Here is a 23973-nt window from a genome sequence, read left to right as displayed (position 1 = left end):
CTATCGTGCACCTATGAACGGCGTTCAAGAGAACGTATCCGGCCTGAAACAAGCCTGCGCCGACGCAGCCTAAGCCTGAAACGAAAGGACCATATCGATGCTCACCGACAGCCATGCCCGCAAATATTCGAGCGCCTGCAAGCCCTGGAGACCGATCGCGGACGACAGATGCGGGGCGCCAAGGGCAAGAAACAAATGGATTGGAATAAATCGCGGTAACGAAGTTTAACCGCTTCCCGATAAACAAGGCTCAAACCGCGCAAGTGTCCGCTCAGTCCAGTCGGATTGCCAGACGGCCCTGCCCAATGGAAATTGCCATGAACACCCATCTGATGATGTCGCGGCGCTTCGCGCCTCTCTTCTGGACGCAATTCCTCTCGGCCTTCAACGACAATTTCCTGAAGAACACGCTGGTGTTCCTCATTCTCTTCACGCTGGCGAAGGATCAGGCCGCGTCGCTGGTGACGCTTGCCGGCGCCATCTTCATGGCGCCCTTCCTGCTGCTTTCCGCGCTGGGCGGCGAGATCGCCGACCGCTTCGACAAGGCGCTGATCGCGCGGCGGCTGAAATTCACCGAGATCGCCGCAGCCGCCGTCGCCGTCGTCGGCATCGCGCTGTCCTCGATTCCGGTGCTGATGACGGCGCTGTTGATGTTCGGCATCATCTCGGCGCTGTTCGGGCCGATCAAATACGGCATCCTGCCGGATCACCTGGAGCGCAAGGAACTGCCCAAGGCCAACGCCTGGATCGAGTCGGCCACCTTCGCCGCGATCTTGGGCGGCACGATCGCCGGCGGCGTCGTTTCCGCCGACGGCATCGGCGTCACGGTGTTCGGGCCGATCATGATGGCTTTGGCCGTCGGCTGCTGGTTCGTCAGCCGCTACATCCCTTCCACCGGCTCGGCCGCCCCCAACCTCGTCATCGACAAGAACATCTTCCGTTCGACCTGGCGGCAGGTCGCCGAATTGCGCACCGACATGCGCATCTGGCGCGCCGGCCTGATGACGTCTTGGTTCTGGCTGGTCGGCGCCATCGTGCTGTCGATCCTGCCGTCGCTGATCAAGGATTCGCTCGGCGGCAACGAGATCGCGGTCACCGCCTATCTCGCCGTGTTCGCCGTCTCCATCGCCATCGGCTCGGCCATCGCCGCCTGGATGTCGCAGGGGCGCATGGTTCTGCTGCCGGCGCCGGTCGGCACCGCGCTGCTGGCGCTGTTCGGCCTGCATCTGGCCTGGACCATCGGCGCCATGCAGCCGTCGCCGAAGACCGAGACGCTCGCCGCCTTCTTCGTCGGCTCGAACACCATCCGAGTCGCCATCGACCTCGCCGGCATGGCTATCGCGGCCGCCTTCCTGGTGGTGCCGACCTTCGCCGCCGTGCAGGCCTGGTCGCCCGAGGCGCGCCGCGCCCGCGTCGTCGCCGCGGTCAGCATCGTCAATGCCGGCTTCATGACAGTCGGCGGATTGCTGGTCAGCTTGATCCAGGCGGCGGGCGTCTCGATCGCGGGCATCCTGTTCGGCCTCGTCGTTGCCAACGCCGTTGCCGCCTGGCTGATGCTGAAATTCCTGCCGACCAATCCGTTCCGCGACTTCGTCTCGATCCTGTTTCGCGCCTTCCTGCGCCTCGAAGTCGAGGGGCTGGACAATCTCAAGGCTGCCGGCAAGGCGCCGATCCTCGCGCTCAACCATGTCAGCTTCCTCGACGGCCCGCTGGCGCTGACGCTGACCGACGAGGAGCCGGTCTTCGCCATCGACTACACGATCGCCCAGGCCTGGTGGATGAAGCCGTTCATGAAGCTCGCCCGCGCGCTGCCGCTCAACCCGGCGAAGCCCATGTCGACCCGCACGCTGATCAAGATCGTGCAGGGCGGCGATCCGCTGGTGATCTTCCCGGAGGGCCGCATCACCGTCACCGGCGGCTTGATGAAGGTCTATGACGGCGCCGCCATGGTCGCCGACAGGACCGGCTCGATGGTGGTGCCCGTGCGCATCGACGGGCTGGAGAAGAGCTACTTCTCGCGGCTCTCCTCGCAGCATGTGCGCCGCCGCCTGTTCCCGAAGGTCAAGGTGACCATACTGGAGCCGGTCAAACTCGAAGTTCAGCAGGAACTGAAGGGCCGCCAGCGCCGCGGCGCGGCCGGCTCGGCGCTCTACCAGGTGATGTCCGACCTCGTCTTCCGCACCCAGGACACCAACAAGACGGTGCTGGAGAAGATCATCGAGACGGCGCACGAGCGCGGCATGAAGGAGCTCGCCGTGCAGGATCCGGTCACCGGTTCGCTGAGCTACGGCAAGCTGCTCACCGCCGCCGCGGTGCTCGGCGAGAAGTTCGAGCATCTCTATGCCGGACAGCAGACGCTGGGCATCATGCTGCCCAACGCCAACGGCGCCTGCGCAGCGCTGCTCGGCGTCATGTCGGCCGGCAAGGTTCCGGCGATGATCAACTTCACCGCCGGCGCCGCGAACATCCTGTCGGCCTGCAAGGCGGCCGAGGTGCGCACGGTGCTGACCTCGCGCACCTTCGTCGAACAGGCAAAGCTCGGGCCGGTGGTCGAGGAGATCGGCCGTTCCCTCGACATCGTCTGGCTCGACGACCTGCGCGCCACGATCGGCCTCAAGGACAAGTTGCTCGGCCTGCTGCGCAAGGCGACGCCGCGGGTGGCGCGCAAGGCGGACGATGCGGCCGCGATCCTGTTCACCTCGGGCTCGGAAGGCACGCCGAAGGGCGTGGCGCTCACCCATCGCAACATCCTGGCCAACGCCGCCCAGGCCGCCTCGCGCATCGACTTCCATTCGGGCGACAAGGTGTTCAACGTGCTGCCGATCTTCCATTCCTTCGGCATGACGGCGGGCACGGTGCTGCCGCTGATCTCGGGCGTGCCGGTGTATTTCTACCCCTCGCCGCTGCACTACCGCATCGTGCCGGAACTGATCTACGCCTCGAACGCGACGATCATCTTCGGCACCGACACCTTCCTGTCGGGCTATGCCCGCACGGCGCATCCTTACGACTTCCGTTCGGTGCGCTACTGCTTCGCCGGCGCCGAGCCGGTGAAGGTGGCGACGCGCACGACCTATATGGAGAAGTTCGGGCTGCGCATCCTGGAAGGTTATGGCGTGACCGAAACCGCGCCGGTGATCGCCATCAACACGCCGATGTACAACAAGTCCGGCAGTGTCGGCAAAATCATGCCCGGCATGGAGTACCGGCTGGAGCCGGTGCCCGGCGTCGACGAAGGCGGGCGGCTGTTCGTGCGCGGCCCGAACGTCATGGCCGGCTATCTGCGCGCCGAGAACCCCGGCGTGATCGAGCCGCTGGCGGATGGCTGGCACGATACCGGCGACGTCGTCACGGTCGACGATGCGGGCTTCATCTCGATCCGCGGCCGCGCCAAGCGCTTTGCCAAGATCGCCGGCGAGATGGTCTCGCTGGCAGCGGTCGAGGCGCTGGCCGGCGAACTCTGGAAAGGCGCGCTGTCGGCCGTCGCCACGCTGCCCGATGCCCGCAAGGGCGAGAAGCTGATCCTGATCACCGAGGCCTCCGGCGCCACCCGCGCGGAGTTCCTGGCCTTCGCCAAGGCGAACGGCGCCATGGACCTGATGGTGCCGGCCGAAGTGCGCGTGGTGCCGAAGGTGCCGGTGCTCGGTTCCGGCAAGCTCGACTTCGCCGGCGTGACCCGGATGGTGCGCGGCGCCGAAGAGCTGAAGGTCAAGGCCGCCTGATCTGATCAATGAACAGGCCGGCGCGAAAACGCCGGCCGGTTCATTGCTCATCTCCGCCGCTGCGGCAGAGATGGTTAGCATGTCATTTTCCTTTCCGGTTGCATCGGCTCCCGCCGTGGCGTCTCAATCCCGAGACAAGACGGGGCCCAATGAACCGGAGGAGGAAACGATGCACGGCCATCATGTGAGCGTCGCCTACGGCGAAGCCTTCCTGTCCGCCTCGCGGATGCTGTTCGGCCCGATCACCCAGCGTTTCTCGCGCGGCGAGGCACCGTCGCTGCCGAAGCTGGTTTCGGTCAACCTCGGCGCCCGCCGCCTGTCCGAAATCCAAGCCAAGTCGCATCTGGTCCTCAACGACCGCGCCTTCTGGCGCAGCTTCGATCCCGACGCGATCAAGATCCTGATGCAGCGCAAGTCGGGAGGGGAGCTCGATCCGTTCGGTCGAAAAAAGTATGTAGCCGAACGACCGATATGCGCCTAAGTCGGACTTTCGGTTGAACTTTGATCTCGCCAGAAACGAACGCTCCGCGATAACCGCTGGATAACGGTAACGTGGCAAGCCGGAAACTCGCCGCCGATTATGGGGGCGGCTCGCACGATACGGTTATCTGAAGGTCATATACCCCGTCATCGTCGTCGTCATCGTCCTCAGCCGGGTTGAAGACCAGCGGAAGCTGAACTGTGAGACTGGCCCCTACTCCCTCCAGAACCTTATCCGTGTTGGCCAGCATGTCGAAGGAAGGTATGTGGATCGATGTCCGGTCTGCCGCGCTGAGGTCGTCCAGTTCGACCAACTCGAATTCAGCCGAATCGATGTACCGAACCATGTTGAGTTGGGGCAGATCGCGGAACGAATCGTCGTCGAACTCCAATTCGTCGCTGTTTGGAATATGAACGCGAAGCAGACCACCAACGCTGACATTGATTTGGATGTCATCGGAACCGGCCTCGCTGCCCAGGAAGCCGTCCGTCTCGTCGCGACAGAAGAGGCGCGCCATCGTCCGCGCGCGGGAGCCGGCGTTGTTCGGGTTGCCGTAGAGGTAGCTGACGTTCGACTTCAGCGTGATGGTGAAGCGCTCCGCGGTAAAGCTTGGATCCTGACGTTGCGCCAGAAAATAGCCGTTCAGCGGGCGGTCATAGCCTACCTGCGAGACGACAGCAGGGCCGGCATCCACTTTGTCCAATAGAGCCAAGTCGTTCGATCCGGGCTTCGAAGCGACCACGAGCAGACCGAATGCATCCATGTCCGCATTGTTTATGGATATGGTCGAGTTGGCGTTCAAGCTGCCATCCGGCTCGGTGTCGAGCGCCGCGCAGAACCAGACCGTGTCCATCTCATCGAAATCGGGCGTGGACGGGTCATCCAGCGAGTGCGGTGCACCGACCTTGGCTTGGGCGACAAACGGCACGTTGCGCTGCAAGGGAATGGCGTCCAGGCGGCTCGTGCCGGCATAGCGATGGACCCGCACCCTGTAGCGTCGCTCGCCGCGCCGGCTTGGATGGGCGATGCGGATGAGGAACGGAGCAAGTGGCAATGCGAAGCGCGTCATCTTTTCCTGGCGCGGCCCGCCTTCGTCCTGGATACTGAATGGTTTCACCGGAACCGACAGATTGTCGGCGGTGAAGATGTCCATCCTCACGTCGGGACCACCCAGCTTAAGGTCGATCGCATAGCCGCCGGGATCCTTGATGCAGATCCAATGCATCTGGCCTTCAACCAGGAAGCCGTCGAATATCTTGTCACCGCTTCCGATCGGCATGTTGATCTGCTCGGACGTGGCGATCGACGCGAAAGGTCGGTCAAGGTCGAGATCGATGCGGACCGGAAGATGGTCGCTGACATAGGACGTCGGATTCGTCGCGTCTGTCGCAATGTCATAGGCGATGCACATATGCTGCATCGCCCGCCGTCCGTTCAGTGGCCCACGGCCGCGCAACGCGTAGTCGAGCCGCTGGTTGTGCACGGTCATTCCCCGGTCGAACCAATCAGGTAAAGTCAGCATGCCGAGGCGCACGTCGCCCGGCGACTGTTCGTGCATCCACGAGTCGTGCAGCACCTTCGTGAAAGGGGCGCTCGGCGTGTCGAAGCGCTCGGTCCACTCCTGTCGGAAACCAGTGGTCGGATGACTCATGCCATCGATGTTGAGGTCGCCGCACATCAGGATCTCGGCATCCTCGACGTTGCCGGACATTGTCTTGATCAGATCGAAGGCCTGGTTGAGTTGCTTGCGGCGTATGTCCTTGTGTGCCTCGACATTGTCGGTCGAGTCGGCCTGTGTGTGGCTGTTCAGCAGATGGAATGCCTTCCCATCCTGTACGAGCTTGGCGTACAGCACGCCCTTGGAGGCGGCGGAATCGTCCCAAACCGAGTCTTCGTATTCCACGAACGCGACGATGGGGATCTTGTCCTGTCCAACAATGTGCTGCAGGTCGGCTGGGACCGGTGTGCCGTCGAACGGAATGCGGCTGAAAATCATCAGGCCCGAGTCTTCGAACTTGCTGAAAGGGATCAGGATCAACCCGATGGCGCCAGCGACGATCGACAGCGCGGCGCCGCCGGGAATGGTCGCCGCATAGCCGGCAATACCCAAAAGCGTAGCGCACACGGTGGAAACCGAGTCACCTTGCGCCTTCTCGACGCGGAATGGGTATTTGGCCTTGAGATGCGAGATCAACGCATCGCGCCCGTCCTCGTCGAATACTTCCTGGAAGCACAAGACGTCGTAGTCCCACTCGCTGTCGAGAATCCTCTTCGAGATCAGCTTGGCGCGGTCCTCTACGTTCTCGTATGGCGTCAGGGATCCTTGCGCGCCGGCTTCCATGGCCCACGACCGCATCTGGACATTGTAGGTCAGAACTCTAATCGACGCGCTCATCTCGTCCTCACGGCAGTTGGCACAGGGCGGTTGGCCGGCGGATGCCGACTTGATCGAGCCTGGCATCGAGGGACACATTCCAGCCCGAGGCGTCGCGAACAACAGAGCAGAGCGCAAGCGTAGGAAGGAAGAATGCGGCCAAGGCCCCCGCGCCTGTCACGGCAAGTGCCGCCGGATAACGCAGGACATCCCCGAGGATCGTCTCCGTGATCCCGCCTGACGGCGAGGCCATGATGGAAAGCCCTTCGCGTGTCAGGTCTCCCACGATGATCGTACCGTCGGGCAGCACGGCGACCGCGGCGGGATTTCGGAACGTACCCTGCGAACTCACATCCCAGTAAGCATCGTCGAGCTGAGCAAGCTGCACGATACGCGCCGCGGCTGGATCCGCCACCACCAGCCCACCCGGTCCGTGCTGGATGCAGACCGGACCTGCGAACCTGCCCGGCCCGACGGAGCCTGCGGCAATTTTCTGGCCGTAAGCCTGCCAACCGGTCCCGTCAAAGGCATCCATGGCGACTATTCGGAAATTGCCGGTATCGGCCACGAAAATCCGTCCCTCGTCGGAGACGGCAACTCCCATCGGGTTTTGAAATTGGCCGCCCCCGGCACCCTGCGACCCGAAACTTTCCCAATTCGTGCCGTCTTCGGCGCAGGCGATGATCCGGCTTTGGCTGCGGTCGGCTGTCAACAACCGTCCGTCTGGAAGGCGGGCCAAGCCGTACGGAAGGCCGAACCCGGCGGGGGCCGGCACGTCAGCCGGGGGATCGGACGGATTCGCCTGGAGGATTGAAATTCCTCGCCTCAAGTCGGAAACGGCAAGTCCAGCCATCTTCACAATCCCAGCCGCTGTTGTTCCGGTTGCCAGTCGATGACGCTCCAGCCCTGGTTGCCATTGCATACTGCAACCAGCAAGACACCGGTGTGAAACAGATCACTGAGACAGGCCAGACTAAATGAGCGGCTGACGCACCTCCCGGTAAATGATGGTTGACCTCGGCGTCTTTAAGCCCTGCTAAACTGGCTGAAGCGCCCCCGTGAGGGTGAAATCGACCCAGCACTCGCCAGATCTCTTGGCCGCGATGCAGACGGCCGTAGTAATGTTCTGGACCATCGCGGAGCCTGCTCCGATCCGTCCGATCGTCACGAAACTCATGCCTGATCGACAGCAGGCGGCCCCGTCTGACTTGCGGGGAGCTCAGTCGCTCACCCGCAAGCCGATATTCGCTACAAAGCATAGCGTCTACATGTTCGCCGCGGTCGGGCGCACGATCACTTCGTTGACGTCGACGCCGTCGGGCTGTTCGAGGGCGAAGCGGATCGCGCGGGCTATGGCGTCCGGGGTCAGCGACTTCTGCCGCCAGTCTTTCAAGGCTGCAGCTACCTGGGGGTCACTGATGTCGTCGCCGAGTTCGGTCGCGGTGACGCCGGGGGAGATGATCGTGGCGCGGATGTCGTCGTGCTCCTGCCGCAGGCCTTCGGTTATCGCCCACACCGCGTATTTCGTGCCGCAGTAGACCGCCGCCGTGGGCAGCACGATGTGCGCGCCGACCGACGCGACATTGACGACGTGCCCGCTCTTCTGCGCGACGAAGCGAGGCAGCACCGCAGCGATGCCGTTCAGCACGCCGAAGATATTGACGTTTATCATACGCTCCCATTCATCGCGCTTCAGCGCGGCAAGCGGAGACAGCGGCATGACGCCGGCATTGTTGACCAGCACGTCGATCCGCCCGAATTGCGCATGAGCAGCATTTGCGAAAGCGTCGAAGCTCGCCGCATCCGTCACGTCGAGCCCGCGCCAGGCAATCCCCTTGCCGAGTTCCTCCGCCAGCGCCGCCAGCCGCTCGGTGCGGCGGGCGCCGATGAACAGTTTGGCGCCCGCCGCGGCAAGCTCGCGAACCGTCGCTTCGCCGATGCCGCTCGAGGCGCCGGTGATGAGTACAACCCTGTCTTTCAGTCCCGTCATGATCGTGTCCTTCTTCGTTTGCGGTGACGGAACGCAAGATGGTGGCTCGAAGCCGGATGACGGTAGCGTGATCGTCCAAAGAGTTTGCACGATCCTCCAAATGAGCCCGGCCTAGCCTTGCAACATGGCGCGCGATGCCGATTTATGCGGCATGGACAAAATCACCGATCTGGCGCAGATGATCTCGCGGTTCGCGCGGGTTTCCGGCATGTCGGGCACCGCAGTGCCGCGGTTGACGCTCTTTCGCGCCGACCATCCCAGCGCGCCGCTGCCGGCTGTCTATGAAGCCTCGCTTTGCATAATCGCCCAAGGGTCGAAGCGTGTCTCGCTGGCTGGCCAGAGCGTGGTCTATGACGCTTCCAGCTATCTTCTCGTCTCGGTCGACCTGCATCTGGTTGGCCATGTGCTGGAGGCAAGTCCAGCCGCGCCGTATCTTTGCTGCAAGATCGATTTCGATTCCGCAGCACTTGCCGACCTGCTGATGACGGAGGGGCGTGCTCCTCCCGGCGGTAACCTGCCCGTGCTTGCCGTCTATCCGGGTGACCCCCACCTGATCGATGCCGCCTGCCGGCTTGTCAGGCTGCTCGATTGCCCCGAGAGCATCGGGGCCCTGGCGCCGCTGATAGAGCGCGAGATCCTCTACCGGCTGCTCACCGGGCCACACGGCGCGACGCTTCGTCAGATGGCGTCCGTGGGCAGTCACCTGAACCAGATCAGCCGCGCCATCGCCACGATCCGCGGCGGCTTCGACACGCAGTTGCGTATCGACGAGATTGCCGCCGCGTCGGGCATGAGCTCGTCGTCGCTGCACGCCCACTTCAAGGCGATCACCCGCATGACCCCGCTCGAATACCAGAAGCAGTTGCGCCTGCAGGAAGCGCGCAGGCTGATGCTGACGGATGGGGCGAGCGCGGGTGCGGCCGGCTTCGCGGTCGGCTATGACAGCCCTTCGCAGTTCAGCCGCGAATATCGCCGCCTGTTCGGCGCGCCGCCTCGCCGGGACATCGACCGCCTTCAGGCCACACCGGGCTCCGCCGCGGCCTGCTGAGCCTTACGCTGCCCTCAAGCCGACTTGAGCACCGTGAACGGCCGTTTCTGCACGGGCCGCTTGGTCTGGAAGCTGGCGGCCGGCACCGGACGGCCGACATGGTAGCCTTGCACCTTGTCGATGCCGAATTCGCGCATCAGCGCCATCTGCTCATCGGTTTCCACGCCTTCGACCAGGATCTTGTGGCCGCGGTTGCGGACCAGCGCGATGATGTCCTGGAGCATGGCCATGCCCTTCGGCGTGCCGCAATCGTGCAGGAACGAACGGTCGATCTTGACCGTGTCGAAATCGATCAGGCGCAGCCACGACAGGCCGGCGAAGCCGGTGCCGAAATCATCGAGCCAGATCCTGATGCCCAGGAGCTTCAGATCGCTGATGCAGCGCAGGATGTCGGAGTCCATCTCCAACTCGCGCCCTTCGGTGATCTCGAACGCCAGCCGGCTGCCGGCGACGCCGGTCTCGCCGAGGATGCCGGCGACGGACGTGGCGAAGCCGGGTGTCTTGAGCTGAATCGGCGATACGTTGACGCTGACGAGACGGACATGGTCGTGCGCCAGCATATCCGTGCACACCGTCCTTATCGCCCAGCGCCCCAGTTCGAGGATGGCGCCGGTGCGTTCGGCGACGGGAATGAACAGGCTCGGCGGAACCAGTATGCCGTCGAGCATTTTCAGGCGCATCAACGCCTCGACGGCGTCGAACCGGCCCGAGCCGAGATCCTGGATAGGCTGATAGACCAGCGAGACGAGATCCCGTTCAACGGCGATCTTCAGCAGGGCCGCGATGTTCTCGCTCTCGTCGCTCGATTGCGGATCGGTCGGATCGAACAATCGCGCGCAATTGCGACCGCCGGCCTTCGCCAGATAAAGCGCGCGGTCGGCCTCGTGGATAATCTTCTCGAGCTTGCCGCCGGCTTGCGTGCGGGTAAACGCGGCACCGACGCTGACCGTCACGACCGAGGTGCCGTCCCGCCGCAGCTCGTGCGTCAGCGCAAGGTCCTCCACCGTACGGCAAATGGCCTGCGCCAGGTCCGCGACCTGGTCCTTGTCGTTCAGGCGCGCGAGCACGATGAATTCCTCGCCGCCGTAGCGCCCGATCGAGCCATTGTGCTGCCTGACCAGATCGCTCAGCGCGTTGGCGACATGGATCAGGCAGCGGTCGCCTTCCTGATGGCCGTAGCAGTCGTTGAACTTCTTGAAGAAATCCACGTCGATGAGGATCGCCGCGAAACGAATGCCGAGCTTCTGCCAGTCGCTCCAGCAGTCGCGCAGCTTCTCGTCGATCGCGCGGCGGTTCTCCAGGCCCGTCAGCGGGTCGGTGCGCGACAACCGCAACAGCGCCTTGCCGCGTTCGGTCGCCTCGTTGTGCTGGATCTTGGCTTCCAGCGCATTGAGGAAGACGTTGTAGCGCTCCTCGTTCAGCTTCCAGTTCACATAGGAGGTGAAGGTGAAGCACGAGACGTAGAACGTGCCGAACACCAGCTTGTAGGTGAGCGAAGCGGGTACGAAATAATTCACCACGTACAGTATGCACAGGATTATGGTCGACGTGATGATCGACGTCTTGAAGCTGAACGTGAAGAACAGGTTGGCACTCATCATGAAGATCGTGCCGAACACCATATAATAGGCGACGGCTTCCCGTTCCGCGCCCAACGATGTCGGCCACAGCCAGCCGATATAACCGAAGATGATGGCGGCGGCGCAGGTCATGTCGAGCCATTGCGTGGCAACGCCGCGGCGAAGCTGACCCTCCAGCGTCAGCAGCGCCGTGAGGCCGACGGCAAAGCGCGCCGTGATGGTGTACAGCGCCACATCCGGTATCAGCAGCAGGTCCGTCGCCGAGAACAGCACATAGATGGCAACGGCCATCCAGAGCCCGGGCCTGGCTTCCTTGCGCCGCTTCGCCTGCGATTCCTCACGATAAAGGACGCGCAGTTCGTTCGGCCCCGGGCCGGGGCGCGGCTCGTAGGGCTCGACATGCGCCATATCGGCCAATCTGGACGCGACGCGTTCGTTGGCGATGAAACCCTGGTCAAGGGATTTTTGCGCTTCGAGCTCTTTTCTCGCTTCTGCCCCCACGCGGGCCCGCTCCTAGGGAAACAACGGTTTGCCGAGCAATAAAATGCCACGGCGGGAGACAAGTTTGCGTTAACTCGAACCCGGATTCCGACCTGCAAAATATCCAATGAAGCGAGATGGTTAGCGGGAAATTAATCATATTATTAAAATGCTAACGATCGCCGTTGGCAAATCCGACATTCTACGTAATAAATTAATGAACTGTTAACCACGGAGTATCCGGTGCAGACCGTTTTTGATGGCAAGAGCCTGATTACTGCCAAGACGATTGCCGCCGGCCTGCATCGAGGGAAGCCCGAGCGCCACGGCGAAGCGTTCGAAGCGGCGCGCGCGGAGCTGGCGCTCATCCTGTTGACGACGCAGCAGCAGATCGAGCTGCGGAAAGATCCCGCCGAGATCGTTCGCCGGCTGCTGTCGGTGCTCAATGCTTTGCGCTCCAGGGTCCACCCAGACGTCTGGCAGGCCTTGATACCGGTGGCGCAGAGCCACCCGATCCAGCAGTACTTCCTCCAGGACCCGCTCACGCATTGGTCCTTCACCAAGCCCAGGGGCTATTCCGGCGACGCGCAGTTGCTCGACTACATCTACTGCGACCCGCATGTGGCCGATGACGTGGCAAACGCTTCGGAAGTCGGCAAAGCGCTGTACAGCCATACCCAGAACGTGCCGTCCTGCGTCGCGGCCCGCGAACGGCGCGACCTCCTGACCCGCTATGTCGATGAGACCGCGGCGAGGAACGGACCGGACGCCGAGGTGCTGGCGATCGCGGCCGGCCATTTGCGCGAGGCCAATCGTTCGACCGCGCTCGCCGAGGGCAGGCTCAAGCGCTGGGTTGCGCTCGACCAGGATCCGCAGAGCGTCGGGCTGATCGCGCGCGACTTCCAGGGCACCGCGGTCGAGGCCGTCGACGGTTCGGTGCGGACGGTGCTGACCAGGGGCCACAAGCTCGGCAAGTTCGACCTGATCTACGCCTCCGGGCTTTACGACTATCTCCAGCACAACGTCGCCGTGAAGCTCACCAAGACCTGCCTGCAGATGCTGAAGCCGAACGGCAGGTTCCTGTTCGCCAACTACGCCGACGGCACTCCCGACGCCGGCTACCGCGAAACCTTCATGGACTGGGTGCTGCTGCTACGCTCGGAGGCCGACATGTGGAACATCATCAATGCCAGCGTCGACCGCAACACCGTCGACGCGCAGGTGTTCTATGGCGAGAACCGCAACGTGCTTTACGCGGTGATTGAGAAGCGCGGATAGCGCTACCTTGGCTGCATCATGCGCGCCCGTTTCCTGGGTGCGCCAACGACAAGGGGCTGATCCGGCGGCCGAACAAGGATGTCGTGATCAGGTCGGCCGATCTCGACGATTTCGAGTTTACCGCAGACTGACCGCTCAGGCTGTCCGTGCCTTGCTGCCCAGCCGCATCGTCCCCTTCGGCAGAAACAGCAGCCAGGATGATCGTCAGCCCGAGATCACTGGGTGGTAAGTCCGGCACGACGATGCGCTGCGCCGATTTCATCCTGGGCGAGATATAGGCGCCGCGCAGATTGGCCGGCATCGCGTGCGCCGTGATCGGCGCATGACATGTCGTTTCCGTCTCCGTCGCGTCCCTGAAAGCCCGTAGACTCCGCCAGTCAACGGAGATCCATTTCCTTGGTCGAGCGGCGCTCCCCCTTCTATGCCAGCATCGTCGCACTTGGCGCGACCATGGGTCGGGTCGGCGGCAATTTCGTCTCCGCCAAATACTATTCCGGCATCGAGGACGAGCACCTGAACACCCGCGCCAATGTCGGCGTGCAGGATCTCAGCACCATGGGCAAGATGGACATCAAGGGGCCGGACGCCGAGGCGCTGGTCAATCATGTCATCGTCAATGATGCCTCGGCGATGAAGCCCGGCCAGGTGCGCTATTCGACCGTTTGCCGCGACGACGGCGGCATCATGGACGACCTCACCGTGTTCCGCCTGTCGCCCGAGCACTTCATGCTGGTGACCGGTTCGGTCAACCGGCTGAAAATGCTGCCCTGGCTGCAGCACCATGCCGAGGGCCGGAAGGCCTATGTCACCGACATCACCGCGGCCGTCGCCTTCCCGACCATCCAGGGCCCGCGCTCGCGCGCGTTGCTCAAAGCGATGGTTTCGGATGCCGACCTGGACGGGCTGAAGCGCTGGTCGTTCATTTCGGGGCGCATCGGCGAGACCAACGTGCGCATCTCACGCACCGGGGTGACCGGCGAGCTCGGCTTCGAATTGTTCGTGCCGGCCGACGAAGCGGCTTCCGTCTGGGATACGCTGATGCGGACCGGGCGGGACTTCGGACTGAAGCCCTATGGCGTGCTGGCGATGTTCACGCTGGGGTTGGAAAAGGCCTATCCGGCGCATGGCATCGACATGGACGAGAGCCGCACGCCGTTCCATGTCGGCCTCGACCGCTGGATCCGCTTCGACAAGGGCGACTTCGTCGGCCGCGACGCGCTGATGCGGATCCGCGACAAGGGCATCGACGAGCGATGGACCGGCCTCATCCTCGACAGCGACAAGCCGGCCGCGACGGACGCACGAGTACGGTCGTCAGACGGCGAGGATGCCGGGATCGTCACCTATAGCGACCATGGCTATTCCATCGGCAAGATGCTGGCCACGGCGCATATCAAGGTGCCCTTCACGACGATCGGCACCGAGCTCAGCATCGACATCGACGGGACACCGGTGCAGGCCGTCGTCGCGCCGATGCCGTTCTTCGATCCAGAGGGCTTGCGCCTGCGAGCTTAAGTGTACGCAATTCCGAACGGAAAACCGCTTCACACTTTTCCTGGAACTGCTTCAGAGCGAAATCCACGCCGTCTTGAGGTCGGTGTATTTCTCAATGGCGTGGAGCGACTTGTCGCGGCCGAAGCCGGACTGCTTGACGCCGCCGAGCGGCACCGTGATGTCGGCGCCGCCATAGGTGTTGACGTGGACGACACCGGCATTGATGGCGCGCACCATGCGGTGCGCGGTCGACAGGTTCGAGGTCCACACGGCGGAAGCGAGACCATAGACGGTGGCGTTGGCAAGCCGCACCGCCTCCTCCTCGGTGTCGAAGCGCATGACGCCGAGCACCGGCCCGAACACCTCTTCGCGGGCGAGCTGCATTTTCTCGGTCACATTCTCGAAGATCGTCGGCGCCATATAGCTGCCGCCGGTCTCCGCCAGGATGCGCTCGCCGCCGGTGACGAGACGGGCGCCCTCCTCCGAAGCTTTTGCAACGAAGCCGAGATTCTTGGTCAGTTGCTCGGCGCTCGACACCGCGCCGATGTCACTGCCGAGATCGAGCGGATCGCCAACCTTCAGCTTGGTGGTGGCCTTGAGCAGCTCCTCCATGAAGCGGTCATAGACCGAGGCCTGGACCAGCAGCCGCGAGCCGGCGACACAGACCTGGCCGGAATTGCGGAAGATACCGTTGGCCGAAACGACCGCCGCCTGCTTCAAATCAGGCGCATCGGCAAAGACGATGTTGGGCGACTTGCCGCCAAGCTCGAGGAAGACGCGCTTGAGGTTGGAGCGCGCCGAGTATTCGAGCAAGCGGCGACCGACAGGGCCGGAGCCGGTGAAGGCGATGGCGTCGACATCCATATGCAGGCCGAGCGCCTCGCCGGCGACGGAACCACGACCGGTGACGACGTTGAAGACGCCCTCCGGAAGGCCGGCCTCGGCGGCAAGCTCCGCCAGCCGCAGCAGTGTCAGCGAGGCGATCTCCGGCGGTTTGACGACGATGGAGTTGCCGGCGGCCAAGGCCGGCGCGATCTTCCAGGCGCCGATCATCAGCGGGAAATTCCACGGCACGATGATGCCGACGACGCCGAGCGGCTCCTTGTGGATCAGACCCAGCACATTGTCGGCCGTCGGCGCGATCTCGCCATAGACCTTGTCGATCGCCTCGGCGTAGTAACGGATGGTGCCGGCGGCGGACAGCGGTTCGGCCTTGTAGGCCATGCCGATTTCGGTGCCGTTGTCGCGCACGCCGAGCACGGCCAGTTCAAGCGCGTGCTTTTCGACCAGCTCGGCGAATTTCAACAGCACCTTCTTGCGAAAGGCGGGTGCCGCGCGCGACCAGGAGCCCTTCGCGAACGCCTTGCGCGCCGAGGCGACTGCCCGATCGACATCGGCGGCACCGCCGTCAGCGATGCTGCCGAAGGGACGGCCGTCGATCGGCGAGATCACTTCGAGGCTGGCGCCGCTCTCGGCAACAGCATGGGCGCCATCGATGAACAGACGCCGCGCGCCGACCTCCATCTTGCGCAGCGTGTCGATGATGTCCTGGTTGATCATTATACGTTTGCTCCAAATTCCACATGAAGTGTCGCCGGCGCGCGGAACTCCCAGCCGCGGAACACCGGCTCCTTGCCTGGCACCAGCCTGAGATCCGGAAAGCGCTCCAGCAGCAGGCGTAGCGCAAGGCACATCTGCTCGCGCGCGAAGAAACGGCCCGAGCAGAAATGATGGCCGAAGCCGAAGGCGGCGTGGTTGCCCTCGCCGCGGTTAATGTCGAAGCGGTCCGGATCGGTGAAACGGCTCTCGTCGCGGCTGGCCGAGGAGACCAGCGCGGCGATCGGCGCGCCGGCCGGGATCGTCGCGCCGCCGATCTCCACGGCGCGGGTCGTTTCGCGCGTCTGCGTGCCGATCGGCGCCACCCAGCGCAAACCCTCGTCGACGGACTTGGGCACGAAAGTTTCCAGGTCGTCCAGCACCTGCCGCAACTGTTCAGGATTCGTCAGCAGGCCGACGAGTATCGACCCGGCGCCATGACCCGGTTCCTGCATGCCGCCAAGCAGGATGACCTTGATGGTCGGCATCAGGAAATCGATCGCGCGGGTTTTGCCCTTCGGCATGCCGTCATGCAGCATATGCGACAGCGCCGAGCCGTCGGGCTCGCGGGCGAGCTGCTGCAAGGTCGGCATCACCGCATCGCTGACCTCGGCGCCGATCGCGTCGGCGATCTCCTGGCGCTTCGGGTCGTTCTCGAAATTGATGGCGCCCTGGGCGAGACCGTAGAACCAGCGCCGCAAGGTCGGCATGTCGATGTCGATGAGGCCAAGCGAGCGCGCCAGGCTCAGCGTCGACACCGGCTCGAAATAATCGGCCATCAGCTCGGCGGAACCGCGTTCGGCGATCTCATCGAGATAGGGTTCGGCGATCGAGCGCACGAGATCGCCGGCATAAGAGGCGACGGTGCGCGGCCGGTATTTCGGGTCGATACCCTGGCGCAGGTCCCTGTGGACCTCGCCGTCGCTGGTCAGGATGGTCGGCTTGCCGAAGGAGCGCTCGACCGGAGAGACGCCCGCTTTGACGACCGCGGAGAAGATGTCCGGCGACTTCGCCACCAGCTCGACGTCCTTCCAGCGCGTGACGAACCAGAGATTGACGGCCGGCACGAAAGCGACCGGGGCGCTGCGCCTCAGCTCGGCGTAGATCGGATTGGGGTCGGCTTCCAGCGCCTCGACCGTGATATCATCGGCAAAGCTCATGCCGCTGCTCCCGCTGTCTTGAGGTGGGGCGGCGCGGACGCCGCCCCTAGCCATCAGTCACCTGTCCATCAATCGCTCAGCGGCTGGCCGAGCCGCTCGAAGGCGGCCGGATCCCGGCTCCTCAGAGCGCCTGCCAGCAGCAGGCCGACGACGGCCGCGATCAGCACCAGCGCCGGCAGGAACACGCCGAGGAAGCCGCCGGCTCCCGACAGGCTGCCGAAATTGATGACGATCAGATAGATGATGATGACGAAGGCGATGAAGGTCAGCGCCGGCAGGATCGTGGTCTTCAGCCCGTTCTCCTGGCTGGACGGATTGGCGCGGAAGTACATCACGACGGCGAGCGAGGCCACCGCCATCATCACGATGACGCCGAGCGTGGCGACGTTGGTGAGCCACGAGAACAGCGCCAGCACCGGATCGAGACCGAGCACCGCGAACAGCCCGACGACGACAGCCGCGAGCACGGTCTGGATCACCGAGGCGACATGCGGGCTCTGATGCGCCGAATGCGTCACGCCGATCGACTGCGGCAGCAGTTTCTCGCGGCCGGCGACGTAGATGTAGCGGGCGACCGCATTGTGGAAGGCCAGCACGCCGGCGAACAGGCTCGACACGAAGAGGATGCTCATGGCGTGGGTGAGCAGCGTTCCGGAATAGCGGTCAGAGAGGCCGAACAGGAAGGTGGTGGGGTCCTGCAAAGCCTGCAGCGACGGCAAGAGCTTGTCGACGCCGGCGCCGACCGCCATCAGCCAGGCGGTGACCATGTAGAACAGGCCGATCAGGATGACGGAGAAATAGGTGGCGCGCGGGATGGTCACCTTCGGGTCGCGCGCCTCCTCGGCATAGATCGTCGTCGCCTCGAAGCCGATGAAGGCGGCGAAGCAGAACAGGATGGCGATGGCAGGCGCGCCGCTGGTGATCTGGCTCCAGCTGAAGGGCGCGGCCGACAGGCCGCTGTCGCCGCCGGTCTTGAGGATGGTGAGGTCGAGGATCAGCACGACGATATATTCGGCGAGCACCAGCACCGTCAGGATCTTGGCCGACAGGTCGACCTGGCGGTAGCCAAGCACGGCGACGATGGCGATGGCGATGAAGCTCCACACCCACCAGGGCAGGTTGATGCCCCAGCCGGCGAACAGGCCTGAGGTGGCAGCGCCCAACAGACCCATGACGCCGATCTGCATGGCGTTGTAGGAAAGGATGGCGATCAGCGCGACGGCGCCGCCGGCGAGCCCGCCGAGGCCGCGCGCGGCATAGGCATAGAAGGCGCCGGCATTGCCGATGTGTCGCGACATGGCGACATAGCCAACCGCGAACAGGAGCAGCAACAGCGTCACGATCAGATAGGTGCCGGCAAAGCCGGCGCCGTTGCCCATCAGCATGCCGAGCGGCGTGCCGCCGGCAACGGCGGTGAGCGGGGCGGCAGCCGAGATCACCATGAAGGTGATGGCGCCGACGCCAAGGCTGTTCTTCCTCAGCCGGTTCACTTCGCAGGCTTCAAGTGTGGTCATTTTTCCCTCCATTCCGCGCTGCGGAAGCCAAGTGTCCCTGAGATGCCGAGGGCCTTCTGGCGGGCCTGATGTTCATTTCACTATTTGCAACGGCATTTCGATATTAGACTTGCAAAGGAATCGACTTGCTGTCAAGTTAATTCGCACGTTAAGTATCTGACGGAGGATCGGACAGGCGATGAGCACGGTGGCCAAAGCCATTTCGCTGCTGGAGCTGCTGGGCAGCGGCGCGCCCGAGTCAGCGCTTGCCGATATTGCCAAGGCCGCCGGCTTCGACAAGGCGACGGTGCGCCGGCTGCTGGTTTCGCTGATTGCGCAAGGGTTGGTCGAGCAGGACGAGACGACGCGCTTTTACCGCCTCGGCGCCGGCCTGACGCGGCTGGCGCTGATGCGCGAGGCGCAGTTCCCCTTCCTGCGCATGGCGGTGCCGGTCGTCGAGGCGCTGGCTGCCGAGACCGGCGAGACGGTGCATCTTTCAGAATATTCTAAGCGCGGGCTGATCTCCGTCCACGTCGTCGAATCCGCCAAGGCCAACCGGGTCAGCGTGCCGCTCGGCGCGGTGCTGCCGATGCATGCGACGGCGTCCGGCATCGTGTTCCTGGCCTTCACCGAGGAACGCATCCGGCAACGCATACTGGCCGGCCCGATGCCCGCCTTCACCACCTTCACCATCGGCGATGCAGATACGCTCGCCGACCATGTCGCCGCTGCCCGCGCGCGCGGCCATTCGATCGGCGCGCAGGGTTTCGAGGAAGGCGTGATGAGCGTCGCCGCACCGATCCTCGGCGCCGACGGCCACGCCCTCGGTGCCATCGCCGTGGCGGCGCCGCGCGTGCGAACGCAAAAGGGCGATATCGAGCGGCTCGGCGTCAGTGTGATCGCTGCGGGTCGCGAGATCGGCGAGCGGCTGTTCGGCCGCCTGCCCGGCCAGAAACGGGCATAACAACCAACAAGAGACTGCAGGGAGATTGACGTGGAGGAGAAACGCCGAATCCTGGTTATCGGCACCGGCGACACCAAGGCCGACGAGCTTCTGTTCATGCGCGAGCGCATCGAGGCCGTAGGCGGCGTCGCCGTGATGATGGACGTGAGCGTGCTTGGCGATCCGCCCTACAGGCCGGAGCATGACCGCCATGCCGTGGCCAAAGCCGCCGGCAGGACGGTCGAGGCGATCATCGCCAGCGGTGACGAGAATACGGCGATGACCTTGATGGCGCTCGGCGCCTCGCGGCTCGCGCGCTCACTGCATGACGAGGGCAATATCGAGGGCTTCATCGCGCTGGGCGGCACAATGGGCACCGATCTTGCGCTCGACGTTGCGCTTGCGCTGCCGCTCGGCGTGCCGAAATTCGTCGTCTCGACGATCGCCTATTCGCATCTCGTGCCGCCAGAACGGATCGCCACCGACTTGATGATGATCCTGTGGGCCGGCGGACTTTACGGCCTCAACAGCGCCTGCAAGGCGGTGCTGTCGCAGGCCTGCGGCGCGGTGGTGGGGGCTGCCCGGGCCGTCGTGAAGCCCGATCGGTCCAGGCCGCGCATCGGCATGAGCTCGCTGGGAAAGAGCTGCCTTCAGTACATGGTGACGCTGAAGCCGGAATTGGAAAAACGCGGCTATGAGGTCATCGTTTTCCACACCACCGGCATGGGTGGGCGAGCGCTGGAGGCGATCGCGGCGCAGAAGGGCTTCGTCGCGGTGCTCGATTTCAGCCTGCAGGAACTCGCCAACCAGCTCACCGGCTCGGTGGTGAATTCGGGCACCGACCGGCTGGAGAATGCCGGACGCCAGGGCATTCCGCAGATCGTCGCGCCAGGCGCCATCGACATGGTCGATTTCCCGACCTGGCAGGCCGTGCCGTCGCGCTTCACCGAGCGGCCCTATCATGCGCATAACCGGCTGCTCGCCTCGGTCACCTCCGACGGCGCGACACGCCAGGAGATCGCGCGTGCCATCGGCGAAAAGCTTGCCACGGCGACCGGCGCGACGGCGTTCATCTTGCCGGTCGGCGGTATCCAGCAATGGGACCAGGAAGGCGAACCGCTCCACGAACCCGAGGCACTTGCGGCGTTTGTCGAGGAGATGCGGGTGCGTGTGCCCGATAATGCCGAGTTGCATGAGATCGCCGGCCACATCAATGATGCCGCCTTCAGCGCCAAAGCGCTGGAGATCTTCGACCGCTGGGTGGCCGAAGGCATCGTGCCGCCCGGCGTGACCGGCAGGCGGGCGGCATGAGCGAAGTGAAACCGCAGGCGCTGGTGCTCGACTTCGGCGGCGTCGTAACCCGCACGCTGTTCGAGACGCATGGGCTGACCGAGCACTCGCTGGGGCTAAAACCCGGCACGCTTGACTGGCGCGGACCTTTCGATCCCGCCTCCGATCCCTTATGGTGTTCGATGCAAGCCGACGAGATCAGCGAGCGCGATTATTGGAAGACGCGCACGCGCGAAGTCGCCCAATTGGTCGGCGAAGACTGGCAGGACATGTCGACCTTCGTGCAGCGGGCACGCGGCGCCGATCCGCAGGCGGTGGTGCGGCCACAGGCCGAGCGGGCGATCCACATCGCGCATGAAGCCGGCATACGGCTCGCCATCCTCTCCAACGAGCTCGACCTCTTCTACGGCAAGTCCTTTCGCGAGCGGCTGCCGCTGCTCGAGCTGTTCGAGACGATCGTCGACGCGACCTATACCAAAATCCTCAAGCCCGACGCGCGCGCCTATGCGATGGTTGGCGAGGCGCTGCAGTTGCCGCTTTCGGCCTGCGTCTTCGTCGACGACCAGAAACGCAATGTCGACGGCGCGATTGCCGCCGGCATGCCCACAGTTCATTTCGACGTCGCCCGACCGGCGCAAAGCTATGCCGAGGCGCTCAGTCCTTTCGGCCTGACACTCTCCTGATCGGAAAAACCGGAGTCCCTCCCGATGCGTGACATCAACTTCCTCACCGAAAACAACGCCAAGCCGATCTGGCATCCGATGGCGCATCCGGCCGAAATGCGGGCGAGCCCGCCGAAGATCATCATGAAGGGCGAAGGCGTTTCGGTCACCGATGCCGAGGGCCGCACCGTGCTCGACGCCGTCGGCGGGTTGTGGAACGTCAACCTCGGTTACAGCTGCGATCCGATCAAGAAGGCGATGGCCGCGCAGCTCGATGCGCTCCCCTATTACTCCGGCTTTCGCGGCACCTCGACCGGACCGTCGATCGAGCTCGCCTATGAGCTCACCGAATGGTTCGCGCCCGAAGGCATGGTGCGCGCCTTCTTCACCTCGGGCGGCTCGGATTCGGTCGAGACGGCGCTGCGAGTCGCGCGGCAATACTGGAAGATCCGCGGCCAGGGCGACCGCACGAAATTCCTGGCGCTGAAGAAGGGCTACCACGGCACGCATTTCGGCGGCGCCTCGGTCAACGGCAACGCCAATTTCCGCCGCAACTACGAGCCATTGCTGCCCGGCGTCTTCCACACCCCGGCGCCCATGACCTACCGCAACCCGTTCGACGAGACCGATCCGGCGAAACTGGCGAAACTCTGCGCGCGGGCGATCGAGGAGGAGATCGCCTTCCAGGGCGCCGACACCATCGCCGCCTTCATCATGGAGCCGGTGCTCGGCGCCGGCGGTGTCATCGTCCCGCATGAAAGCTTCATGCCGATGGTGCGGGCGATCTGCGACCGCGACGACATCCTGTTGATCGCCGACGAGGTGGTAACCGGCTTTGGCCGCACCGGCGCCTGGTCGGGCTCGCGCCTCTCCGGCACCAGACCGGATTTCATGACCATCGCCAAGGCGATCACCTCCGGCTACTTCCCGCTCGGCGCGACATTGATCAGCGCCAAGGTCGCCGACGTCTTCGAGGCCGACAAGACGAGCTTCGGCTCGATCGGCCATGGCTATACCTATTCGGGCCACCCCGTGGGGTGCGCGGCAGGGCTTGCGGCGCTCGCCGAAACCAGGCGACTTGCCGTCGACCAGAATGCGGCGGCGCGCGGCGTCGAACTCGGCAAGGCGCTCGAAGCGTTGAAGGCCAAGCACCAGTTGGTCGGCGATGTCCGCTACCAGGGCCTGATGGCCGCGCTCGAGCTGGTCTCCGACAGAGCAGCCAAGAAGCCGGTCGACAAGAAGACGATGGCCACTGTCGCCGACGCCGCCTATGGCGCCGGCGTCATGCTGCGCGTCTCGGGCAACAACATCATCCTGTCGCCGCCGCTGGTGATTTCGGCGGCGGATGTAGCGAAGATCGCCGAGGGGTTGGATGTGGGTTTGGCGGCGGCCGCGGCGTGAATGGTGAATGGTGAATGGTGAATGGTGAGAAATTCCTCCAAGCGCTGCCAGTCAAGCTGCACTGACCTCGCCTATTCACCATTTACTATTCACCATTCACCCTTTTCCTCCGCCACGCAGCCGGCGCCATGCTAACCGCCTGCCGAAAGAAGCGCGAAAAATAGGCCGGATCGTTGAAGCCGGTTTCGTAGGCGATGTCCTCTACCGTGCGGATGGTGAAGAGGAGCAGGCGCTTGGCCTCGACCAGCCGCCTCGCCGATCGCCTGGCGCACGCCGGAACCCAGCACCTGGTGTGAAGCCTTGTCGAGCAGATGGCGCGTGGTACCGAGCTCCTCGACATAGCGCTCGACCGGCCAATCATCGCGAAAATGGCGGTCGATCAGCCGCCTGAGCCGGCCACCCAGAGCGACGGCCACCGGCACGATGACCGCGTGCGACTGGGCGTCGAGACGGGCGATGTGCGACAACGCCACGGCGACCAGTGGCGGCAGGATCATTTCCGCGCCGGCTTGCGCCTCGGCATATTCGGCCTGGATCATCCTGACCGTGTCGCCGAGCCTTTGCCAAAGCGCTTCCTCACCACGCGCAGTGATGAGAACCGGCTGGTCGAGCGGCAGCGCCGAATGCTCGGCGATCGCCGCGAGAGCCTCATCGGCGATCGAAACGACGGTCGCGTCGGTGCCCGGCTCGATGTCGAACCCATGCACCACGCCGCTCGGCATGAAGCTGACCGTCGGTGCCGAAAAACTCCAGGTCCTGTCCTCGATCCGATAGATGCCCTGCCCGCTCGTCCAGAAGGTAATCTGCGCCATTTGCGGGTGTTTGTGCGCCAGAACTCGGCCGCGATGCACTGCAGCCCGGGCCTGCACGGTCTCGACATGCAGGAAACCGACGTCGAGCGCTCGCGCAGGCTCGCCGTAGACGAAGAATTCCGGAATGGCGGTCTGGCTCATGGGATACCGGAAAAAGTCCAAGCGGTTT

The 23973-nt window shown here is 64.1% G+C and carries 18 protein-coding genes and 1 pseudogene; 9 read left to right on the top strand and 10 right to left on the bottom strand.

Going from position 1 to position 23973, the window contains the following annotated elements; all coding sequences use genetic code 11:
• The first annotated feature begins 317 nt into the window (after positions 1 to 317).
• Both DPM33_RS01770 and DPM33_RS01765 read left to right on the top strand, forming a co-directional pair.
• Complete coding sequence (locus DPM33_RS01770) at positions 318 to 3722, top strand: acyl-[ACP]--phospholipid O-acyltransferase (RefSeq protein ID WP_112095169.1); 3405 nt, start codon at positions 318 to 320, stop codon at positions 3720 to 3722.
• Between the two features lie 43 nt (positions 3723 to 3765).
• Positions 3766 to 4203 carry a hypothetical protein gene (locus DPM33_RS01765; RefSeq protein ID WP_167448910.1) on the top strand — a complete coding sequence of 146 codons (438 nt, stop codon included), beginning with the start codon at positions 3766 to 3768 and terminating at the stop codon, positions 4201 to 4203.
• A 97-nt stretch (positions 4204 to 4300) separates the two neighbouring features.
• On the opposite strand, the gene DPM33_RS01760 is transcribed toward DPM33_RS01765, so the two are convergent.
• The 3 genes from DPM33_RS01760 to DPM33_RS01750 form a co-directional block, all read right to left on the bottom strand.
• Positions 4301 to 6598, bottom strand: a complete 2298-nt coding sequence (locus DPM33_RS01760; RefSeq protein WP_167448909.1) for an endonuclease/exonuclease/phosphatase family protein — start codon at positions 6596 to 6598, stop codon at positions 4301 to 4303.
• A 7-nt stretch (positions 6599 to 6605) separates the two neighbouring features.
• The gene (locus DPM33_RS01755; protein WP_167448908.1) at positions 6606 to 7430 is read right to left on the bottom strand and encodes an NHL repeat-containing protein; all 825 of its coding nucleotides are present in this window, start codon (positions 7428 to 7430) and stop codon (positions 6606 to 6608) included.
• Positions 7431 to 7841: 411 nt separating this feature from the next.
• On the bottom strand, positions 7842 to 8567 hold the full coding sequence (locus DPM33_RS01750; RefSeq protein WP_112095165.1) for an SDR family oxidoreductase: 726 nt from the start codon (positions 8565 to 8567) through the stop codon (positions 7842 to 7844).
• Positions 8568 to 8718: 151 nt separating this feature from the next.
• On the opposite strand from DPM33_RS01750, the gene DPM33_RS01745 reads away from it, so the two are divergent.
• A complete protein-coding gene (locus tag DPM33_RS01745) occupies positions 8719 to 9615 on the top strand; it encodes an AraC family transcriptional regulator (RefSeq protein ID WP_112095893.1) in 897 nt (298 codons plus the stop codon).
• 14 nt (positions 9616 to 9629) lie between these two features.
• Here the strand turns inward: DPM33_RS01745 and DPM33_RS01740 are convergent, their stop codons facing one another.
• Positions 9630 to 11603: a putative bifunctional diguanylate cyclase/phosphodiesterase gene (locus DPM33_RS01740; RefSeq protein WP_112095891.1), complete on the bottom strand. Its 1974-nt coding sequence runs from the start codon at positions 11601 to 11603 to the stop codon at positions 9630 to 9632.
• A gap of 315 nt (positions 11604 to 11918) precedes the next feature.
• On the opposite strand from DPM33_RS01740, the gene DPM33_RS01735 reads away from it, so the two are divergent.
• Positions 11919 to 12953 carry a class I SAM-dependent methyltransferase gene (locus tag DPM33_RS01735; protein WP_112095164.1) on the top strand — a complete coding sequence of 345 codons (1035 nt, stop codon included), beginning with the start codon at positions 11919 to 11921 and terminating at the stop codon, positions 12951 to 12953.
• A 16-nt stretch (positions 12954 to 12969) separates the two neighbouring features.
• Here the strand turns inward: DPM33_RS01735 and DPM33_RS01730 are convergent, their stop codons facing one another.
• On the bottom strand, positions 12970 to 13254 hold the full coding sequence (locus tag DPM33_RS01730) for a hypothetical protein (protein WP_112095163.1): 285 nt from the start codon (positions 13252 to 13254) through the stop codon (positions 12970 to 12972).
• Positions 13255 to 13349: 95 nt separating this feature from the next.
• Between DPM33_RS01730 and DPM33_RS01725 the strand changes: the two genes are divergently transcribed.
• Positions 13350 to 14468, top strand: a complete 1119-nt coding sequence (locus DPM33_RS01725; protein WP_112095162.1) for an aminomethyl transferase family protein — start codon at positions 13350 to 13352, stop codon at positions 14466 to 14468.
• A 51-nt stretch (positions 14469 to 14519) separates the two neighbouring features.
• On the opposite strand, the gene DPM33_RS01720 is transcribed toward DPM33_RS01725, so the two are convergent.
• The 3 genes from DPM33_RS01720 to DPM33_RS01710 all read right to left on the bottom strand — a co-directional run bounded on the left by DPM33_RS01720 (position 14520) and on the right by DPM33_RS01710 (position 18717).
• Positions 14520 to 16007, bottom strand: coding sequence for an aldehyde dehydrogenase (locus DPM33_RS01720; RefSeq protein ID WP_112095161.1), 1488 nt, complete (start codon positions 16005 to 16007; stop codon positions 14520 to 14522).
• On the bottom strand, positions 16007 to 17203 hold the full coding sequence (locus tag DPM33_RS01715; RefSeq protein ID WP_112095160.1) for a cytochrome P450: 1197 nt from the start codon (positions 17201 to 17203) through the stop codon (positions 16007 to 16009). Before DPM33_RS01715 ends, DPM33_RS01720 begins: the two co-directional genes overlap by 1 nt.
• 68 nt (positions 17204 to 17271) lie before the next feature.
• Entirely contained in the window at positions 17272 to 18717 is a 1446-nt protein-coding gene (locus DPM33_RS01710; protein WP_112095159.1) for an APC family permease, read from the bottom strand.
• Between the two features lie 178 nt (positions 18718 to 18895).
• Between DPM33_RS01710 and DPM33_RS01705 the strand changes: the two genes are divergently transcribed.
• From DPM33_RS01705 to DPM33_RS01690, 4 genes are read left to right on the top strand one after another with little or no spacing between them, the layout of a single operon-like run.
• Entirely contained in the window at positions 18896 to 19660 is a 765-nt protein-coding gene (locus tag DPM33_RS01705) for an IclR family transcriptional regulator (RefSeq protein ID WP_112095158.1), read from the top strand.
• A 30-nt stretch (positions 19661 to 19690) separates the two neighbouring features.
• Positions 19691 to 20950: a Tm-1-like ATP-binding domain-containing protein gene (locus DPM33_RS01700; RefSeq protein ID WP_112095157.1), complete on the top strand. Its 1260-nt coding sequence runs from the start codon at positions 19691 to 19693 to the stop codon at positions 20948 to 20950.
• Positions 20947 to 21612 carry an HAD-IA family hydrolase gene (locus DPM33_RS01695; protein WP_112095156.1) on the top strand — a complete coding sequence of 222 codons (666 nt, stop codon included), beginning with the start codon at positions 20947 to 20949 and terminating at the stop codon, positions 21610 to 21612. The genes DPM33_RS01700 and DPM33_RS01695 overlap by 4 nt, the downstream gene beginning before the upstream one ends.
• A 24-nt stretch (positions 21613 to 21636) precedes the next feature.
• On the top strand, positions 21637 to 22992 hold the full coding sequence (locus tag DPM33_RS01690) for an aminotransferase class III-fold pyridoxal phosphate-dependent enzyme (RefSeq protein WP_112095155.1): 1356 nt from the start codon (positions 21637 to 21639) through the stop codon (positions 22990 to 22992).
• Positions 22993 to 23077: 85 nt separating this feature from the next.
• Here DPM33_RS01690 and DPM33_RS37590 read toward each other — a convergent pair whose 3' ends face one another.
• Together DPM33_RS37590 and DPM33_RS37585 are read right to left on the bottom strand one after the other, a co-directional pair.
• On the bottom strand, positions 23078 to 23332 hold the full coding sequence (locus DPM33_RS37590) for a helix-turn-helix domain-containing protein (protein WP_342634308.1): 255 nt from the start codon (positions 23330 to 23332) through the stop codon (positions 23078 to 23080).
• A gap of 337 nt (positions 23333 to 23669) precedes the next feature.
• Positions 23670 to 23804, bottom strand: a pseudogene (locus DPM33_RS37585) (AraC family ligand binding domain-containing protein); the annotation flags it as partial.
• Positions 23805 to 23973 lie beyond the last annotated feature (169 nt).

Source organism: Mesorhizobium hawassense, assembly GCF_003289945.1.
Classification (GTDB): domain Bacteria; phylum Pseudomonadota; class Alphaproteobacteria; order Rhizobiales; family Rhizobiaceae; genus Mesorhizobium; species Mesorhizobium hawassense.
Note: the sequence above shows the minus strand (reverse complement) of the source record. Positions and strands in the feature narration are given on the sequence as shown.

What these genes read in the sequence shown, in the direction of transcription:
- DPM33_RS01715 (WP_112095160.1), bottom strand. Translation starts at nt 17,203, where the DNA reads ATGAGCTTTGCCGATGATATCACGGTCGAGGCGCTGGAAGCCGACCCC.
- DPM33_RS01750 (WP_112095165.1), bottom strand. Translation starts at nt 8,567, where the DNA reads ATGACGGGACTGAAAGACAGGGTTGTACTCATCACCGGCGCCTCGAGC.
- DPM33_RS01690 (WP_112095155.1), top strand. Translation starts at nt 21,637, where the DNA reads ATGCGTGACATCAACTTCCTCACCGAAAACAACGCCAAGCCGATCTGG.
- DPM33_RS01740 (WP_112095891.1), bottom strand. Translation starts at nt 11,603, where the DNA reads ATGGCGCATGTCGAGCCCTACGAGCCGCGCCCCGGCCCGGGGCCGAAC.
- DPM33_RS01705 (WP_112095158.1), top strand. Translation starts at nt 18,896, where the DNA reads ATGAGCACGGTGGCCAAAGCCATTTCGCTGCTGGAGCTGCTGGGCAGC.
- DPM33_RS01770 (WP_112095169.1), top strand. Translation starts at nt 318, where the DNA reads ATGAACACCCATCTGATGATGTCGCGGCGCTTCGCGCCTCTCTTCTGG.
- DPM33_RS01720 (WP_112095161.1), bottom strand. Translation starts at nt 16,007, where the DNA reads ATGATCAACCAGGACATCATCGACACGCTGCGCAAGATGGAGGTCGGC.
- DPM33_RS01745 (WP_112095893.1), top strand. Translation starts at nt 8,719, where the DNA reads ATGGACAAAATCACCGATCTGGCGCAGATGATCTCGCGGTTCGCGCGG.
- DPM33_RS37590 (WP_342634308.1), bottom strand. Translation starts at nt 23,332, where the DNA reads ATGTCGAGGAGCTCGGTACCACGCGCCATCTGCTCGACAAGGCTTCAC.
- DPM33_RS01710 (WP_112095159.1), bottom strand. Translation starts at nt 18,717, where the DNA reads ATGACCACACTTGAAGCCTGCGAAGTGAACCGGCTGAGGAAGAACAGC.
- DPM33_RS01695 (WP_112095156.1), top strand. Translation starts at nt 20,947, where the DNA reads ATGAGCGAAGTGAAACCGCAGGCGCTGGTGCTCGACTTCGGCGGCGTC.
- DPM33_RS01760 (WP_167448909.1), bottom strand. Translation starts at nt 6,598, where the DNA reads ATGAGCGCGTCGATTAGAGTTCTGACCTACAATGTCCAGATGCGGTCG.
- DPM33_RS01755 (WP_167448908.1), bottom strand. Translation starts at nt 7,430, where the DNA reads ATGGCTGGACTTGCCGTTTCCGACTTGAGGCGAGGAATTTCAATCCTC.
- DPM33_RS01730 (WP_112095163.1), bottom strand. Translation starts at nt 13,254, where the DNA reads ATGCCGGCCAATCTGCGCGGCGCCTATATCTCGCCCAGGATGAAATCG.